The following is a 17,933-nucleotide window of genomic DNA, read 5'->3' as shown; positions in this document are numbered from 1 at the left end:
CGATGAATGAGCCAACTGACCCGCCACTATCGGGGGCAAGCCCCTCCCACAGTGGTTCACCGCTGGCCGATGGCACAAGGTTTGCCCCTGTAACCGTCATCTGAATCAACGAGCCTCGCCACCATGTCACTGGATTACCTGGGCAACCCCATCGACACCACCAACCCCGTCACCCGCCAGGGCCTGGATGATTTCATGGGCGGCTTCCTCGGCTACCAGCCCCGCGCCGAACGCATCCTTGCCACCGCCGATGCCGATCCCGACTCCGCGCTGGCCAATGCGTTTGCCGGCTTGCTGCTGATGTTCATCGAGTCGCCCGAAGGCCCGGCACTGGCGGAAAAATACCGCCAACGTGCGGCGCACGCCGCTCACCCGCGCGCCCTGCTGTACCTTGGCGTGCTGCAAGCCTGGATCAAGGACGACCTCGATCAAGTCCTGCATTTGAGCGAACACCTGCTCGACCGCTACCCCCGCGACCTGTTTGCCGCCAAGCTCAACCAGTACCTTGAATTCAACCGCGGCAACTGGCCCGCCCTGTTGCGCATCGGCCTGAAGGCCACCACTGGCGCACCCGATATTGCCCACAGCCACGGTCTGCTGGCGTTCGCCTACGAGCAATGCCACCTGCTCGAAGAAGCCGAAGCCAGCGCGCTGCAAGCCTTGCGCCTGCAACCCTCGGAGCCTTGGGCCCAGCACGCCCTGGCCCATGTGATGTTGACCCAGGGACGCATCGAAGAAGGCACGGCATTCCTGCAAAGCGTGACCCATCACTGGAACGGTTTGAACTCGTTCATGTACACCCACAACTGGTGGCACCTGGCGTTGTTCTACCTGGCGCGGGGCGAGGATCAGCGCGTGCTGGAGATTTACGACCAGCACGTGTGGGGCATCCTCCCGGAATACTCTCAGGACCAGGTCGGCGCCGTGTCCTTGCTCGCGCGATTGGAACTGGCCGGCATCGATGTGGGCGAGCGCTGGCAGGCGCTGGCACCGTACCTGCAACGCCGGGTCTGCGATACGGTACAACCGTTCCTGAGCGTGCAGTACCTGTATGGCCTGGCCCGGGCGGGCAAGCCGGAGGCGGACAGGTTGCTGGCGGCGCTGCGGCAACACAGCTTCGGCGCACGGCCGGTGTGGGGCGAAGTGACCCTGCCGTTGGCGAAGGGCTTATTGGCCCATGCACGTGGCGACTGGCAACAGTCGCTGGCGCAACTGACGATCGCCCTTCCCCGGCTGAATGAGATTGGTGGCAGCCACGCACAACGCGATCTGTTTGCCCTGGTGGAGCTGGATGCACGAGTGAAGGCCGGTGATTGGTTGGGGGCGCAGCAGACACTGGAATTGCGGCGCCGGTATGACGGGTGGGATGTGCCGACGAATCGGCGTTTGGTGCGGGTGTATGAGGCGTTGAGGTTGCCGGCGCTGGCGGCGAAGGCACAGACGCGCCTATCACGTTTCACCTGAACAGCAGGAGCCGGCTTGTCGGCTCCTACAGTTGATCGCGGCTAGCCCCTGGCATTAAACACACCTCTGGCAATCGCCCGCGCCACGCAATCCGCGGCCGCCGAGCCAATACAGCCAATCTCCACCTGCCGCCGTGGGCCATCGGTCAACTCAACCGCCGCCGACGCCAAGGCAAATACCGTGTCCCCATCAAACGGCAAATGCGCCGGACGCACCGCACGGGCAATCCCGTCCTGAGCCATGATTGCCACGCGCTTGCACTCAGCCACAGTGAGCCGAGCGGTACTGGCGACTACCACCAGCGTCGTGTTGGCCCCGGCTTGCAGGCGGCCCATCGAATCCAGGCGTGACAGCTCCGGCATCGGGTCGCTGCAGTCCATCTCGGCTTCAGGACGCTGCCCACCGAACTCCCCCGCCACTTCCCAGGGCCAGGCCCAGAACGTTTTACCGTCGGGCATGTACACCGAGCCAATGGGGTTGGCGACGACCAGTGCGGCGACGACCAATCCGTCACCCAGGTCCAGCGAGGCGGTACCCAGCCCGCCTTTCAATACACCGGCCATGGCGCCACGGCCGGCGCCCACCGAGCCCAACCTGAAATCTTCTTCAGCATTGGCCAGCGCTTCAAAGCCCAGGCGTCGGTAAGGCGGGTCCAGGCCCCAGTCCTTGTCGCCGCCGTTGGCCAAGTCGTGCAACACGGCAGCGGGCACTATGGGGATTGCCGGGGCGCCGGGTTTCAAGTGCAGGCCCACCTCGTCCTGAGACAGTTTTGCCGCCACGGCATCCGCCGCGCCCAGGCCGAACACCGAGCCGCCGGCGAAAACCAGAGCGTGGAGCTGGCCGACCATGTTTTCCGGCTCAAGCGCGGCCGTTTCGCGCCCGCCAGGGCCACCGCCGCGAATGTCGATGCTGGCAGTCCAGAAACCATTGGGGCGAATCACTGTGACGCCGGTGTCGACGCGCAGGTCCGTGGCGTGGCCGACCGTGAGGCCTGGGATATCGGTGAGGGCATTGCGCGGGCCGGGTCTAGGCATACAGAAATAGCTTCCTTGGGTCAGGGTGTCGCGTGGGGAGAGCAAGTCGTGTGCCAAGCACAACCACCCAAGCCTTACGGCTCAATACCCGGTTGCCGATGAAAGCCCCTGCACGAAAACCAACACCCTGCCCTTCAGCCTGTTAAAAAAACACCAACCCCCCGTTTAATACCCAATAAGCCTATGTTTTTAAACAATTTTAACAGATGGCACAGCCCTTGCTCTCCAGCCTTCCCACCAGAGCTTGAACTCAACAAGCCGTCCTCTATCAAGGCCCAACACCTTAAACCACTGGAGTATTTCCCATCATGAATGCATCACGCGCCATAGGTCGCCGACCCGGTAAGGCCTTCGCCCACACGTTGTTGTTTATTGCCCTGTACGAAGCCGCCAGCTACAGCAGCCTGACGCTCGCCGCCGACGCGCCGGCCAGCGATAACCCCTTGGACACCGTTGTGGTGATCGGCAACCGTGGCCAGGCGCGCACCCTGGCCGAAAGCCCGGCGCCGGTGGATGTGATCTCGTCCAAGCAATTGCTCGCCACTGGCCAGGGCGACCTCACCCGCGCCCTGAGCAAGGTACTGCCATCCCTCAATCAGCCAGCATCGTCAGGCTTCGGCTCAACATCGGTGGTACGCCCGATCAGCCTGCGTGGCCTCAACGGCGACCAGGTGCTGGTACTGGTCAACGGCAAGCGTCGCCACAATAGCGCGCTGCTCAATAACGGCACCTACCTCAACTCCGGCTCGCAACCGGTGGACTTGGACATGATCCCCACCGCTCTGGTGGATCATGTCGAAGTGCTCCGTGACGGCGCCTCGGCCCAGTATGGTTCGGATGCGATTGGTGGCGTGGTCAACATCGTGCTCAAGCAGACCGACCACGGCGGCAGCCTGTCCACCAGCTACGGCCAGAACTATGAAAACGGCGATGGCGAAACCGCGCGCCAAACCGGCAATGTCGGCCTGGCGCTGCCCAACGACGGCTTTATCAACCTCGCCCTGGACGTGAAAAAACAGAAGATCTCCGACCGCTCCGACAACGCGCCGTATACCGACTCGGCCGGCAACACCAGCCTGCAACACACCTACTACGGCACCGGCCTGCCCGAGGCACGCAACTTCAGTTTCGGCTACAACGCCGAGCTGCCGGTGGACGATGCCCTCACGCTCTACTCGTTCTCCACTTACACCCGCCGCAACTCGGAAAAACCGCTGGCTTTCCACCAGCCCGCCAGCTTCGATGGCATCCGCACACCCTTCCCCGAAGGCATCGAAGACACCCTGCGTTTTATCGAAAATGACTTCCAGGTAGCGTTTGGCGGCAAGGGCGAACTCGCCGGCTGGGACTATGACTTGTCCAGCACCTATGGCCAGGACCACGCCGAAGCGACCCTGCGTCACACCTACAACCTGAGCTACGGCCCGGACTCGCCGACCTCGGTAGACACCGGCGTCAAAACCTTCAGCCAATGGACCAACAACCTCGACCTGACCCGCGCCTTTGACTTCGGCCTGCACAAACCCACGCAGATTTCCTGGGGCCTGGAGCAACGCTACGAGAACTACAAGATCGGCAAGGGTGACCTCGCCTCCTACGCCAGCGGCCCTTTCACCACCGGCGCCAGCGGTGGCCTGATCGCACCGGGCACCATCTCCGGTGCCGGTACCACGCCGCAGGATGCTGCACAAAAAGGCCGCACCAGCCTCGCCGGGTACGGTGAGATCGGCCAGGACTTCACCGAAAAATGGCACGTCGACCTGGCCGGTCGCTACGAGCACTACAACGATGGCTCGGGCACCACGACTAACGGCAAGTTCTCCACGCGCTACCAACTCACACCGATCCTGGCAGTACGCGGCACCTTCAGCACCGGTTTCCGTGCGCCTTCGCTGGCCCAGCAGATCTACAGCTCCACCTCGCAGAGCAGCGTCAACGGCCAGCTGTTCGACTACCGTAACGTGGCGGTCAACTCCGACGTGGCCAAGGCGCTCGGTGCCGAAACGCTCAAACCCGAGAAGTCCACCAACTTCAGCCTGGGCCTGACCCTGCAACCGACGGACGCCACCAGCATCACCCTGGATGCCTACCAGATCAAAATCAAGGACCGCATCGCGCAAACCGGCTACCTGGGCGGCACACCGCAAATCAGCGCAATCCTCGCAGCAGCGGGTCTGAACCCGAACCAGGCGGTGACCTATTTCACTAACGCCCTCGATACCACCACCCGTGGCGTCGACCTCGTCGGAGACTACCGCCAGAGCATCGGTGCCTACGGCAACCTGCGCTACACCTTGGGCTTTAACTGGAACACCACGCAGATCGACGACATCCACGCCTCCAGCGTGGCCCAACAAGCCCTCGGCCCAACCGGTGGTTATGACCGTCAGCGCCAGGGCAACCTCAAGTACGGTTTGCCGCAATCCAAACTGCTGCTGGGCACCACCTGGACCGTCGACAAGTTCGAGATCGGCCTCAACCTGACCCGCTACGGCGAGTACACCCAATACGGCACCGCCGAATCCTTCGACCGCACGTTCTCGCCAGCGTGGATCACCGACCTGAACATCGACTACCACCTGACCCCGGCGATCACTCTGAATGCAGGCGCCAACAACCTGTTCAACAAGTACCCGGAACGCACTGACCTGGCCAGCAGCTCGGGTGGCTTTCCCTATGGCAACTTCTCGCCCTACGGCACCACCGGCGGCTACTGGTACACCGGCGTGACGTACAACTTTTAATCCAGCCTGCGGAGCCGGTTCACCAGCTCCGCAGTTGCCCCTGATGGGAGCCTGTTCATGACCCGCCGCACCGACACACTCAAACTGGGGGCCTTCCTCGCCAACAGCGGCCACCACGTCGCCGCCTGGCGCCACCCGCTGGCCCAAGCCGATGCCAGCCTGGATTTCGAGCATTTCAAACACATTGCGCAGACCGCCGAGCGCGGCAAGTTCGATGCACTGTTTATTGCCGATGTGGTCGCCTTGTGGGGCCACCATCACGATGCCCTGAGCCGTACGGCGCGCGCCGAACACTTCGAACCGCTGACGTTGATGTCGGCCCTGGCTGCCGTCACAAACAACATCGGGCTGATTGCAACCGCGACCACCACCTACAACGAGCCGTACCATATCGCGCGCAAATTCGCGTCCCTGGACCATCTGTCCAAGGGACGCGCCGCCTGGAACCTGGTGACCTCGGTGGTTTCGGATGAAGCGTGGAATTTCGGCCGCGAACACCACGTCGACCATGGCGACCGCTACCAGCGTGCCGAAGAGTTCCATGACGTGGTCAAGGATCTGTGGGACAGCTGGGACGACGACGCCTTTACCCGCGATAAAGCCAGTGGCGAGTATTTCGACCCGGCCAAATTGCACACCCTCAACCATCGCGGCAAGCACTTTGCCGTACGCGGCCCGCTCAACGTGGCGCGCCCGCCCCAGGGCCACCCGGTACTGGTGCAGGCCGGCGCCTCGGAGCCGGGCAAGCAACTCGCCGCCCGGGTTGCCGAACTGATCTTCGCCCACTCGCATAACGTGGAAGGCGCCCAGGCGTTCTACCAGGACATCAAGGCACGCGCCGCTGCGCTCGGCCGCGACCCGGATCACGTCAAAATCCTGCCCGGCGTCACACCGTTTATTGCCGGTACCCGTGAACAAGCCAAGGTGCTGTTCGAAGAGTTCCAGGCGCTGATCGACCCGGTGCTGGGCCTGCGCCTGCTGGCCGACACCTTGGGCGATGACATCGACCTCTCCGGCCACGACCTCGACGGCCCATTGCCGGACACCCCCGTGGGCCAACGCGGCAGCCGTCGGGATAAGGTGCTGGAACTGGCGCGCACGGAGAACCTGAGCATCCGCCAGTTGTACTTGCGCCTGGCCGGAGGCAACCCTGTAGTGGGTACCGCCGAGGACGTTGCCGATCACTTTGAGGCGTGGTTCCAGGCGCGGGCATGCGATGGCTTCAATGTGTTCTTTCCCTACTTCCCTGGCGCCATCGACGTGTTCGTCGATCAGGTGATTCCGCTGCTGCAGGCGCGTGGGTTGTTTCGCCAGGAATACGAGGGCACCACCCTGCGCGAAAACCTCGGCCTGCCGCGCCCGGACAACCGCTTTACGGGAGGGAGGGCATGAAACGCAGCGCCTGGATGCTCGCCTTCGCCAGCATGATCGCCCCCAAAGCCTTCGCCTTGAATATCTTGCTGAGCAACGACGACGGCTATCAGCATCCGAACATTCGCGCACTCTACACAGCGCTGAAAGCCCAGGGTCACAACGTGAAAATCGCCGCGCCTCAGAGTGATCAGAGCGCGCGAGGCGGTTCGTTCTTTTTCGGTCGCGAAGTGAGTGTTGGGCGCGATACCGACCCCGCTTACCCCGACAGCTATTACATCAGCACCACCGACAAAGGCCTATGCCAGAGCACCGAGTGCGCCGGCAAAGCAGTACAGATCGAAATCAGCGGCACGCCGGTGATGGCACTGCTGATGGGCCTGAAAAAAGTCCTGCCACATCCCGACCTGGTAATCGTCGGCCCCAACCCTGGCAATAACCTCGGCGCGATCAATATGGCCTCCGGTACCTTCAATACCGCCAGCGTGGCGTTGCAGTCGGGCATTCCGGCATTGGCGGTGAGTACTGATCTGAAGGAGAAAGACCCGCAGCGCGCCGCCCAACTGGTAGCAAACCTGGTGCATGCCCTCGACCAGCATCGCCAACCCCATGGCGCGCTGCTACCGCCGGGCCTGGGCTTGAATATCAACCTGCCCAAGGATGCGCAGATAAAAGGCGTCAAACTGACCCGCGTCGGCAGCTATGTGGGTTTTGAGGCGCTGTACACCGATGATCTCAAGCAGTTCAACCTGCCCGGCAAACCCGGCATCGGCTTCCAATACAGCCCCGCCGCTACCGCTGCGCAACAGAACGATGAAGCGGTGTGGCTGAACAAAGGTTACCTGACCATCAGCCCGTTCAGTGGCCTGCCGGAATCCGTCAGCGCAGGGCCAGCACTGCAAAAGCAGTTGGCCCATGAGGTGAAACCATGAGTGCAGGCTTTTCCCTCGGGTTTCTGAGCCGGGTCTATAGCCCGAGTGCTGATCCCAAGGTCTACCGCGACACCCTGGAACTGTTCAAGGTTGCCGAAGCGCTGGGCTTTGACAGTGGCTGGTTAGCGCAGCACCACTTCGCCAGTGAAAATGGGCGCTTGCCGTCGCCGTTGGTATTGTTGGCGGCCGTCGCCCAGCAGACACGGCATATCAGCCTCGGCACCGGAATTATCGTATTACCCCAGGAGGCGCCGCTGCGCCTGGCGGAAGACGCCGCCGTGCTGGACGTGCTGTGCAACGGCCGACTGGAACTGGGCCTCGGTGCGGGTTTTGATCCTGAGACCTTCGTCGCCTTCGGCCGCGAGCATGAAACACGGCATCGTGACTACGAGCAGCACCTTCAACAGTTGCTCAATGCATTTGGCAACGCGCCGCTGACCGACAGCGGTTCCCGCCTCCTGCCACGCACCAACGGTTTGAGCCAGCGTGTGTGGGAAGCCACCGCGCGGGTGGAGCTGGTAGCCGAACGTGGCCATGGCCTGATCATGGCACCCAATCCGCATTTGCCTGCCCAAGCCGATATTGAACGGGTGAACCGTTACCGCAACGCCTGGACCGGCGACAACGGCACGCCCGCCCGCGTAGCACGGGTGCAGGCCTTGCTCCCCGCACCGGACGACGCCACACGCCGCGATATCCAGGCCTATGTGCAACGCCAGCAAAGCATCGGCGTACTCAAGGGCACGCTGGACGCTGACTTCGACACCACCCTCAAGCGCCTCGGCGTGTTGCACGGCCCGGTGGAGCAGATCATCGAGCAATTGCAACAAGGCCCGCCATTGACCGCCCACGACCAACTGATCCTGCAAGTACAAACCACCAGCACGCCGCTGCGCGAGGCGATCCGTGCCCTGGAGATCATCCGCGAACACATCGCACTCGCACTGGGCTGGCAACCCACAGGAGCCCAGTCATGACGTTCAAATTGGGTTTCCTCAGCCACGCTTTTGGTGATGACCCCCAGCAGGTTTACCGCGACCTGATCGAACAATTCGAAGTGGCTGAAGCCCTGGGCTTCGACGGTGGCTGGATTGCCCAGCACCACTTGAGCAATGGCTTTGGTCGTCTTCCCTCACCCTTGGTGCTGCTGGCGGCCGTTGCCGAACGCACGCGGCACATCGAACTGGGCACCGGAGTGATTGTGTTGCCATTCGAAGACCCGATCCGCCTGGCCGAGGACGCCAGTGTGCTGGACGCCTTGAGCAGCGGGCGCGTGCAATTGGGCCTGGGCAGTGGTGGCGCCAACCTCGATAACTTCAGCGCCTTTGATCGCGACCCAAGCCGGCGCCAGGCGGATTTTGCCGAGCGTCAGCAACGTTTGCAGCGCCTTCTGGAAGGTAAACCGCTGACCGGCGAATTGACGTTGCAACCGCCTGCAATCGGTCTGGCCGAACGCCTTTGGCATTCCCACGGCACCACTGAAGGCGCGCTCTATACCGCTCGACAAGGCAATGGACTGCTGCTGGGCACCGCCACCCATGATCCGCTCACCGTGCAAAAGCCTTTGGCGGATGCCTACCTGCAAGCCTGGTCCCGCACTGACCGCGCACCGCGTATCGGCGTAGTGCGTGCCATTTTCCCCGCCACCGACCGCGTCAGCGCCCAGGCCGAACTGTCGGTGGATATCGAGCGGCATATCCCGCGCCTGCAACGCGAGGGCCTGATCGAAGAAGCCTTGGATTTGCAGGAACACCTGCGCTTGATGAACGTGCACCACGGCCATCCCGATGAAGTGATCGAAAGCTTGCAACAGGACCCGTCGCTGCTGCCTTATGCTGACTACCTGATTGCTGTGGTTCAGGCCGAAAGCTCGACCCAGGCACAAATCCTCAAACGTTTGGAAATCCTGGCCCAGGACATCGCTCCGGCCTTGGGTTGGAAAAAACGATGAATAATGGAGCGTATGCATGCCTCTGGAATTCAGCTGGTTGATGCCCCTGTGTACGCCTGACTGGGCGGCGCGGCCGGGACAATGGATTCAATTGGCCCAGGCTGTGGAATACGCCGGGCTCGATGGCCTCTGGATTCCCGGCGGCGCGTTATGTGCCGACAGCCTGGGCGTGGCGGCAGTCTTGTGCGCGCATACCCGTAGCGTGCAGTTGTCGGTGAGTGTGCCGCCGGAAGTGATGCTGCCAGCCGCGCTGGCCACTACCCTGCAAAGCCTGCAGTCGATCAGCGGCCACCGTGTACGGCTACATTTACCCAATAGCGAACACAGTGCCTTTGGGGAGTGGCTCAACCGCGACCAACGCAGCGAACGCATTGGCGAATATCTGGAAATCCTGCAACACCTGCTGGCGTCCAACACCGAAGGGTTCGACTATCAGGGCCGATATTTCCAACTGGAGAGCGCCGGCGTCACCCGCCGCGAAATACCCGCCCCCTCGTTGCTACTGGACGACACCCAGAGCCATACGCTGGTGGCGGCACATGCGCGGACCTGCCTGTTAGCGCCTGGCCACCCACTACGATTGGCCCAGGAGATACAGCGTTGGCGGCAGATCCGACCTACGCTCGAGTTTGCCTGCACGTTTGGCTTGATCCTCGGCGAAAGCGAAGACCTCGCCTGGGAGACCGCCGCCACTTTATTATCGGTTCCTCAATTGCCCGAGGAACCCCTAGCCACCCTGCTCCGAGCACGCCACCCGCTACGCCGGTGGGAAGTGCATCCCAACCTGCTGCAACGGGAAGCCGGCCAACCACTGATCCTGGTGGGCACCCCGCAACAAGTCGCCACACGCCTGCAAGAACTGCACGGAATTGGCTTGAATCACCTGATCCTGGAGGGCGGGCCGTCAGTCAGCGAAGTGCTGCGCTTTGGCGAACAGGTTTTACCATTGCTTTTCCAACAGGGTTTGCGCAAGGAGCGCCTGAACCATGACTGATGATGTACGCCCACCGATCCAACTGGACTGGTTTTTACCCACCAATGGCGATGGCCGTCACCTCACCAGCAGCGGCTTGCCAAAGGTCGGGTTGTTCCAGCAAGGCGAGCGTGCACCGACGCTGGACTACCTGCGCCAGATTGTACGCGCCACCGAGCAGGCCGGTTTCGACAGCATCATGGTGCCCACCGCTGCCGGGTTTGAAGACCCGTGGCTGATCACTGCGGTGTTGGCCCAGGAAGTGCGCCGCCTGAAATTCCTCCTGACGCTGCGACCGGGCACCGAGCTGCCAGCCTATACCGCCCACCGCGCGGCGACGTTGCAACTGCTCAGCGAGAACCGCCTGGCGTTGCATGTGGTGACGGGCTCCAGCCGTTTTGAACAGCGTTCCCTCGGGGATTTTCTCGAACACGATGAACGTTACGCGCGCACCGCAGAATTTCTGCAGGTGTTCCAGGCCGTGTGGGCGGGCCAGCCACCCTCGCATGCAGGACGTTACTACCGCAGCGGCATTCAAACGCCGATTGCGCCAGGCGCACGAGTACCGGCGATTTACTTTGGCGGTGCCTCCGAAGCCGCCGAGCGTGTCGGTGCGGCCCATGGGCAAACTTATCTGATGTGGTGCGAACCGCCGGCGATGATCGCCGAACGCATCCAACGCATGCGTGACCTGGCGGCAGCCCAGGGCCGTACGCTGCGCTTCGGCCTGCGTCTGCACGTGTTCGCCGCAATCACTGACGACGCGGCCTGGGCCCACGTGGAACGGCTGCTGGAAGAAATCCCGACGGATACCATTGACCATGCACAACGGCAGATGGCGGCGTATGAGTCGGTGGGGCAAAGCAGGCAGACGCAGTTGATGCAGGGCCGTGGGCGCGGCGCTCGGGAACTTGAGGTGTCAGCCAATCTTTGGGCCGGTGTAGGCTTGGTACGCGGCGGCGCAGGAACAGCGTTGGTCGGCAGTTATGCGCAGGTGGCAGAGCGAATCGAGGAGTATCACCAGTTGGGGGTGGACAGTTTTATTCTGTCGGGTTTCCCCCATTTGGAGGAAGCGATTCACCTGGGCGAGCAGTTGCTGCCTCAGCTACGCCGTATCGGCAATGCCCCCGGCCAGGTCAAACAAGGTTGAACGCAGATCAGGGTTTTGCTCGACCTTTGAGCATGCCGTGATTGACCAGTAAGGTGCGCATGGCGTTGCGGGTAATACCCAGCAGTTGCGCGGTGCGCAGCTGGTTGAAACCGCAGTAGGCAAAAGCCTCGCGAACCATCAACTCCTCAATATCGTGCAAGAGTGAATCACCTGGCACATCGAACAATCGCAAAAACTGTTCGCGAAGCACTTCCTGAGGAAGCTTTTGCACCCCGCTGGAACTGGCGCCCTGCAATGCACTAAGGCCTGCCGAGAATTTCAGGTGCTCGGGGCGGACCGGTCTGTCGCCAGCCACCAGTAAAGCCAAGTGAACAACGTTCTCGAGCTCGCGGATATTACCCGGCCAGGGATAATCGAGCAGCGCCTGAGTAGCCGACTCCGAAAGCATAGGCTCATTGATTTTAAGGCGGGCGCTGTAGAGTTTCCTGAAGTGTTCCACCAACGGCAGAATGTCCAAGGGACGTGCCCTTAACGGCAAAACTTCCACTTGGGCGACGTTTATTCGATAGAACAGATCGAGCCGGAAATTTCCGGCTTCAATGGCCTGTTCCAGATTGACGTTGGTCGCCGTCACCAATCGAATGTTGATCTTGATCGGTTTGCGCGAGCCGACCCGAACCACCTCCTGCTCCTGTAGAACACGCAGCAATTTAACTTGCAAAGGCAACGGCAGATCACCGATCTCATCGAGAAACAGCGTCCCTCCATCCGCCTCCTCAAACCAGCCAGCTCGCCGGCCGACAGCGCCTGAGAAGGACCCGGCCTCGTGGCCAAAAAACTCACTTTCAGCCAGGGTCTCACTGATCGCACCGCAGTTGACCGCAATAAAAGCGCCAGCGCGGCCACTGCTCGAATGGATGTAGCGCGCCACCAACTCCTTACCGGTGCCCGTCTCTCCATTGATCAACACTGGCGCGTCACTGGGCGCCACCCGCTGCAGATACTCAAGCAACTGCCGAGACCGAGGGTCGGCAAATACCAGCGCTTTAGCTCGGATTGAAAGAGGGTCTTTATCGCCCTGAGGCAATGTCAAAATCGGGCTGGGATGTCCGCGCGGGATGTTCATAGACAATTTCCAATGGCGGCCATGAAGGAATTAGCAGTACTTTACTGCTCGCCCCATATAACAAGAAATATTAAAAAAACATGAGGATATAACCACGCAACAAGAATGCTATTCGACCTGCCATACGCCAGTCGCTCACATGGGCGAAAGATAGAAACGATCCAGGGGCTTAATTGCAGACCGGGCTTTCTGATCCCCTATGCCTGACCTGAAAAGACGAGCATAACCTTAGCTGTCGATATTCTTATTCCTCCCGCCCGGCCATGGGTAGATTGGTAGCCACTTACCCCATTGGAGGATGTGGCGCATGGCGCAATCAGTGGTGTGGATTGCCGGGGTCGGCGCGGTTGCCGGGCTGGGTGCAGCCTTGGCGCGGCGTTTTGCCCGCGAGGACTACCGCGTAGCGGTCAGCGGCAGGAGCCTGGACAAGTTGCAGGCGGTAGTGGCCGATATAGAAGCGAACGGCGGCAAAGCCAATGCAATCGTGGCCGACGTGGGTATCGAAGCCGATGTGCTCGCCGCCATCGCCCAGGTCAATCAGCTCGGCACACTCAAGGCGGCGATCTTCAACGTGGGCAATTCGGTGTCCAAGCCGTCGCTTGAGTTGAGCGCCGAGTTGTTCGAGCAAACCTGGCGCGCCTCGACATTGGGGGCTTTCTGTTCGCCCGCGAGGCCACCCGCGCGCTGCTTGCCAATGGCGGCGGCAGCCTGTTGTTTACGGGCGCCACCGCGTCATTGCGCGGCAAGCCGCCGTACACCGCGTTTGCGGCAGGCAAAGCCGGGTTGCGCTCGGTGGCACAGTCGTTTGCCCGGGAATTCGGCCCACAGAATGTGCATGTCGCCCATGTGGTCATCGACGGTTCCATCGATGGCGAACGCGTGCAAAGCCGCGCACCGGACTACCTGGCCAAGCTGGGCGAAGAAGGCGCATTGCGGCTCGAAGACATCGCCGACGCCTATTGGTATCTGCACACCCAACCGCGCAGCGCCTGGACCCAGGAGCTGGACTTGCGGCCATTCAAGGAACCGTTCTGACCCGGAGGTTTTTATGGGCACCCATCAGACCCAACTCGCCCCCACATCCGTGCGCGCCGTGCTCAATTACCTGCAGGACAACGGCCAGCGCCCGGTGAATTACACCTACCCGCCACCAGACGGCGAGGCCCTGCGCAGCGGCGTGCTGGACCCGACCCAGGTGACCATTCATAACGCCCGGTTGCTCGACGAACCGGCGAATATCAACCGCCAAGGCTTCGAAAAAGTCGATCACACCAGTGCCGTTGCGAACCTGGAGGATGACGAACAAGTGCGCCTGCATTACTACCCGGAAACCGAAGCCCTGCTCAAACAGCAGACTGGTGCGATAAAGGTGGTGATTTTCGACCATACGATTCGCGTCGATGCCCCTGGCCGTGAGGCCCGTGGCCTGCGCGAGCCGGTGCGCTACGTGCACAACGACCAGACCGAACGCTCGGCGATTCGCCGTGTGCGCGACCACCTCGACCCGGGCGAAGCCGAACAGCGCCTGCTCAAACGCTTTGCGATCATCAATGTGTGGCGCCCCATCGGCGCGACAGTGCTGAGCACGCCTCTTGCCTTGTGCGACGCGCGCAGCATGGCCGATAGTGATTTGTTGCCCAGCGACCTGGTGTATCGCGACAAGGTCGGCGAAACGTTTTCGGTCAAGGCCAACCCGGCCCACCGCTGGTATTACTATCCGCGGTTGCGGCCGGACGAGGCCTTGCTGTTGAAGATCCACGATTCGCGGCGGGATGTGGCCAGGCTGAGTGCACACACCGCGTTTGATGACCCCACCACGCCAAAGGACGCGCCGCCACGACGCAGTATCGAATTACGCGCACTGGTGTTCTTCGACACGTAAATCAAGGCTTCACCCAGCAACGGATCGCGGCTAACCTTGGCCACCGGCCAAGCCTGCGATCCGCGCTTGCCGAACATCATGATTTCGGAAGCTGCTGCCACCATGGATATTTCTTCGACGCCTTCTCCGCCTGCCAGTATGTCCGTAACCGTCCAACGGGACGAGTGGGTTGGCCTCGGGGTAATAGGTAGCGGCTTGGCCTGGAGGTATGTCGTAGGCAATGAGTGTAAAGACGGCCACCCGACGCTCTCGCTTATCCAGCCATAGAAAGAGTTGTGGGCTGTGTATGCCCGCGCGCAATTACTAGTGCAACATTCCACCCGTGCAGCGTCCACACTCGGCGGTCACTACGCGCCACAGCAACCCTTCTGGACATTGCTGCTGATCAACATGGATATTTGATAAGGAGATTAAAATGATACGTGCCGTCACGATTTTGACCGAGAACTTCTCCGACTGGGAGCCCGCCCTCATCAACTCCACGGGGCGAGCCTACTATGGCTTCGACACCCATTTTGCAACCCCAGGCGGCAAGCAGGTCACTTCATCCGGAGGAATGATGATCGTCCCGAACCTGGCCGTCGAAGCCATCCAACTGCAAGAGGTAGACTTGTTGATCGTGACCGGAAGTCCTATCTGGAAAACCGACAAAGCACCCGCAATCGAGGCGCTGGTTCGCGAAGCGCACGCAATGAACATCGTCGTTGCAGGCATCTGCGACGGCACCCGTGTTTTGGCTCAGGCGGGAATACTGGATCACTTGCAGCACACCTCCAACTCTGCCGAAAACCTGAAACAAAGCCATTACTGCGGAGCGGATTACTACCAGGACGTACCCTATGCCGTTGCCGACCAGGGTGTGGTGACAGCGCCTGGCAGCGCCCCTGTCAGCTTCATGACGCAAATTCTCAACACGCTGGGTTTGGAAGACGAGAAGCTCGATGCCTACGTAGCCATGCATGCAGCTGAGCACATTCACTGCTGAGCAGCCGCCGCAGCGGTATGACGGTCGCCGTCGCCGCGACCGTCATGGCCGTGATGGGCACCGGCATCGATCACCTGCCAGCACAACGCTTGGCACTCCTGGCGCTGGGTGTAATCGGCATCGCGGTGGTATTGCGTCGTTGCACGCGTTCGGAAAACGGCATTATTCCCGCACGCCTGATGACGCGCTCTCCGCGCCTGGCCGGTTACGCCATCGTGGCTATTGGTGGGTCGGGGCGCGCAGGGCTTGAGGTGACAATGTCATCCTAAAACGTTGAAACAATACGCTTGGCCGGATTGGACGGGCGCTCGGGGACCTAGCGATAGCCCCGCGCCTGAACATCGAACAACTCGGCATAGCGCCCACCCGCCGCCATTAGCTGGTGATGGCTGCCCTCCTCCAGGATTCGCCCGCCGTCCAGCACGATGATGTGGTCGGCATTGCGCACACTGGAGAATCGATGGGAAATCAACAACGTCATGCGGCCCTTGGCGTGTTCGCGAAAGTGCTCGAACACCGCCGCCTCGGCGCCGGCGTCCAGCGCAGCCGTCGGCTCGTCAAGAATCAGCAGGTCCGCCTCCTGGCGCATATACGCGCGGGACAAGGCGACTTTCTGCCATTGCCCACCCGACAACTCCTGGCCGCCAAGCCAGCGCCCCAACTGTGTGCCGTAGGTGCTGCTCAGGCGCTCGATGAATTCGGCGGCCACCCCCTGGGTTGCGGCAGTGCGCCAGCGCGCCTCGTCGTTCAGCGCATCGACGTCACCCACGCCAAGGTTCTCGCCGACGGTCATCTGGTAGCGGATGTAATCCTGGAAAATCACCCCAATGCGCTGGCGCAGTGTCTGTTCATCCCAGTCTTGCAAGTCGCTGCCATCCAGCAGAATGCGCCCCTCGTGCGGATTGTAAAGGCGCGTGAGCAGTTTGATCAGGCTGGTTTTGCCCGAGCCATTCTCGCCCACCAGGGCCAGGCTTTGCCCCGGCGCCAGGTGCAGGTTGATGTCAGTCAATGCCGGCTGCTCAGCGCCGGGGTAACTGAACCCCACGTGCTCGCAGCGCAGGCCGTCGCCGGGACGCGCGCCCTGGGTAAGCCGGCCACTCGGCACGACCACAGGGGTTAGCAGGTACTCATAAAGGTCCGACAGAAACAGACTGTCGTCATACAAGCCGGCAATCGCGCTGAGGCTGGCAGTGATTGCGCTTTGCCCCTGCTTGAACAGCACGATGTACATGGTCATCTGTCCCAGGCTGGTCTGGCCGCGCACGGTGTCCAGCACCACCCAGGCGTAAGCCACATAAAACGCCGCGGTGCCCAGCAGGCCCAGGACGAAGCCCCAGGCATCCCGGCGCACCGTCAACTGGCGGTCTTCGGTGTACAAGCGCCAGGCGTTGTCGCGGTAGCGCTTGAGGAACAGCGGCGCCAGGCCGAACAGCTTGACCTCTTTGGCATGGGTCTCGTGGGACAGCAGCGATTCCAGGTAATTCTGCTGACGGGTCTCGGGCGCGCGCCGGTGGAACAGGCGAAACGCATTGCCCGAGAAATGCGTCTCGGCGAAGAACACCGGTAAGGCGCCGACCACCAGAATCACCAGCGCCCACGGCGAAAAGTGCACTAACAGCACGGCAAAGCTGATCAGCGAGATCAGGTTCTGCACCAGCCCCAGGCCCTTGGTGATCAGGCTCAGCGGCCGCGTCGACGCGCCCTGGCGCACGCGCACCAGCTTGTCGTGAAACTCGGCGTCTTCAAATTGCAGGAGCGAAAGGGTCTGGGCTTTCTCCAGAATCATCAGGTTGACCTTCACCCCCAACTGCACCCGCAGCAACGATTGCTGCATGGACAACGCGCGCTGGGCGGCGGCCAGCAGCGCCAACACGCCCGCCTCGGCCAGCACGTACTGCATCACTGGCCACACGGGCGCCTGGCTGCCGGCGGCATGAATCTGCATCGCGTGCACCACGCCATCGACAATGCGCTGGCCGATCCAAGCCGCCAGAGCGGGCAACAGACCGGCAACGATGGTGGCCAGCAGCAGGCCTATGAATAAGGGACGCGACGTCCCCCAAACCAGCTTCAGTGCCCTGCGCGCCTGGATGGAAAACGCGCTCAATCGATTCAACAGCACCATGAATGGCATGGACTCCGTGTGGGGGCTGGGGTGAGACGGGGGGATTATGACAGGCGATGACGTTGTGCACATCCGACGGCGAGGCGCCACGCCGCATCCGCCAGATAATAAAAATAGATGATCTTATTAATCTGAAAGATGATTTTATCTAATAATTAGCTTATTCCAAAAAAGACTTTCCCCGCAATTTTTTATAGAGATATCTTCACTTCACAGACCGACCCCATGCCTGGCG

At 61.5% G+C, this 17,933-nt stretch carries 14 protein-coding genes and 1 pseudogene; 12 read left to right on the top strand and 3 right to left on the bottom strand.

The genetic code is table 11. From position 1 onward, the window contains the following. The first annotated feature begins 123 nt into the window (after positions 1 to 123). On the top strand, positions 124 to 1,464 hold the full coding sequence (locus C4J94_RS13075; protein ID WP_124386548.1) for a tetratricopeptide repeat protein: 1,341 nt from the start codon (positions 124 to 126) through the stop codon (positions 1,462 to 1,464). A 41-nt stretch (positions 1,465 to 1,505) separates the two neighbouring features. Here C4J94_RS13075 and C4J94_RS13070 read toward each other — a convergent pair whose 3' ends face one another. Then, complete coding sequence (locus C4J94_RS13070; RefSeq protein ID WP_124386547.1) at positions 1,506 to 2,498, bottom strand: P1 family peptidase; 993 nt, start codon at positions 2,496 to 2,498, stop codon at positions 1,506 to 1,508. 308 nt (positions 2,499 to 2,806) lie between these two features. Between C4J94_RS13070 and C4J94_RS13065 the strand changes: the two genes are divergently transcribed. Genes C4J94_RS13065 through C4J94_RS13035 form a run of 7 tightly spaced genes read left to right on the top strand, consistent with a single transcriptional unit; the run spans position 2,807 to position 11,619 of the window. Then, on the top strand, positions 2,807 to 5,242 hold the full coding sequence (locus C4J94_RS13065; RefSeq protein ID WP_124386546.1) for a TonB-dependent siderophore receptor: 2,436 nt from the start codon (positions 2,807 to 2,809) through the stop codon (positions 5,240 to 5,242). 57 nt (positions 5,243 to 5,299) lie between these two features. Then, positions 5,300 to 6,634, top strand: coding sequence for an LLM class flavin-dependent oxidoreductase (locus C4J94_RS13060; RefSeq protein ID WP_124386545.1), 1,335 nt, complete (start codon positions 5,300 to 5,302; stop codon positions 6,632 to 6,634). After that, positions 6,631 to 7,545: a 5'/3'-nucleotidase SurE gene (locus C4J94_RS13055; protein ID WP_124386544.1), complete on the top strand. Its 915-nt coding sequence runs from the start codon at positions 6,631 to 6,633 to the stop codon at positions 7,543 to 7,545. The genes C4J94_RS13060 and C4J94_RS13055 overlap by 4 nt, the downstream gene beginning before the upstream one ends. Next, positions 7,542 to 8,522: an LLM class flavin-dependent oxidoreductase gene (locus C4J94_RS13050; RefSeq protein ID WP_124386543.1), complete on the top strand. Its 981-nt coding sequence runs from the start codon at positions 7,542 to 7,544 to the stop codon at positions 8,520 to 8,522. The genes C4J94_RS13055 and C4J94_RS13050 overlap by 4 nt, the downstream gene beginning before the upstream one ends. Next, positions 8,519 to 9,496, top strand: coding sequence for an LLM class flavin-dependent oxidoreductase (locus C4J94_RS13045; protein ID WP_124386542.1), 978 nt, complete (start codon positions 8,519 to 8,521; stop codon positions 9,494 to 9,496). Before C4J94_RS13050 ends, C4J94_RS13045 begins: the two co-directional genes overlap by 4 nt. A gap of 16 nt (positions 9,497 to 9,512) precedes the next feature. After that, positions 9,513 to 10,490 (top strand): LLM class flavin-dependent oxidoreductase, encoded by a 978-nt coding sequence (locus C4J94_RS13040; protein WP_124386541.1) that lies wholly within the window; start codon positions 9,513 to 9,515, stop codon positions 10,488 to 10,490. Beyond that, positions 10,483 to 11,619 (top strand): LLM class flavin-dependent oxidoreductase, encoded by a 1,137-nt coding sequence (locus tag C4J94_RS13035; RefSeq protein WP_124386540.1) that lies wholly within the window; start codon positions 10,483 to 10,485, stop codon positions 11,617 to 11,619. The genes C4J94_RS13040 and C4J94_RS13035 overlap by 8 nt, the downstream gene beginning before the upstream one ends. A 7-nt stretch (positions 11,620 to 11,626) precedes the next feature. Here the strand turns inward: C4J94_RS13035 and C4J94_RS13030 are convergent, their stop codons facing one another. Continuing rightward, on the bottom strand, positions 11,627 to 12,706 hold the full coding sequence (locus tag C4J94_RS13030) for a sigma-54-dependent Fis family transcriptional regulator (RefSeq protein WP_124386539.1): 1,080 nt from the start codon (positions 12,704 to 12,706) through the stop codon (positions 11,627 to 11,629). Between the two features lie 298 nt (positions 12,707 to 13,004). On the opposite strand from C4J94_RS13030, the pseudogene C4J94_RS28145 reads away from it, so the two are divergent. From C4J94_RS28145 to C4J94_RS13005, 4 genes and pseudogenes are all read left to right on the top strand, one after another. Continuing rightward, positions 13,005 to 13,741, top strand: a pseudogene (locus C4J94_RS28145) (SDR family NAD(P)-dependent oxidoreductase). A gap of 13 nt (positions 13,742 to 13,754) precedes the next feature. Continuing rightward, on the top strand, positions 13,755 to 14,588 hold the full coding sequence (locus C4J94_RS13020; RefSeq protein WP_124386538.1) for a CmcJ/NvfI family oxidoreductase: 834 nt from the start codon (positions 13,755 to 13,757) through the stop codon (positions 14,586 to 14,588). A gap of 415 nt (positions 14,589 to 15,003) precedes the next feature. Beyond that, positions 15,004 to 15,573, top strand: coding sequence for a DJ-1/PfpI family protein (locus C4J94_RS13010; RefSeq protein WP_124386536.1), 570 nt, complete (start codon positions 15,004 to 15,006; stop codon positions 15,571 to 15,573). Positions 15,574 to 15,590: 17 nt separating this feature from the next. Further along, the gene (locus C4J94_RS13005) at positions 15,591 to 15,842 is read left to right on the top strand and encodes a hypothetical protein (RefSeq protein WP_177413453.1); all 252 of its coding nucleotides are present in this window, start codon (positions 15,591 to 15,593) and stop codon (positions 15,840 to 15,842) included. A gap of 47 nt (positions 15,843 to 15,889) precedes the next feature. On the opposite strand, the gene C4J94_RS13000 is transcribed toward C4J94_RS13005, so the two are convergent. Next, positions 15,890 to 17,698, bottom strand: coding sequence for an ABC transporter ATP-binding protein (locus C4J94_RS13000; protein ID WP_124388972.1), 1,809 nt, complete (start codon positions 17,696 to 17,698; stop codon positions 15,890 to 15,892). Positions 17,699 to 17,933: the final 235 nt, after the last annotated feature.

It is taken from the genome of Pseudomonas sp. R5-89-07 (assembly GCF_003851685.1).
GTDB lineage: Bacteria > Pseudomonadota > Gammaproteobacteria > Pseudomonadales > Pseudomonadaceae > Aquipseudomonas.
The sequence above is the reverse complement of the archived record's forward strand: the minus strand, read 5'-3'. Positions and strand labels throughout refer to the sequence as shown.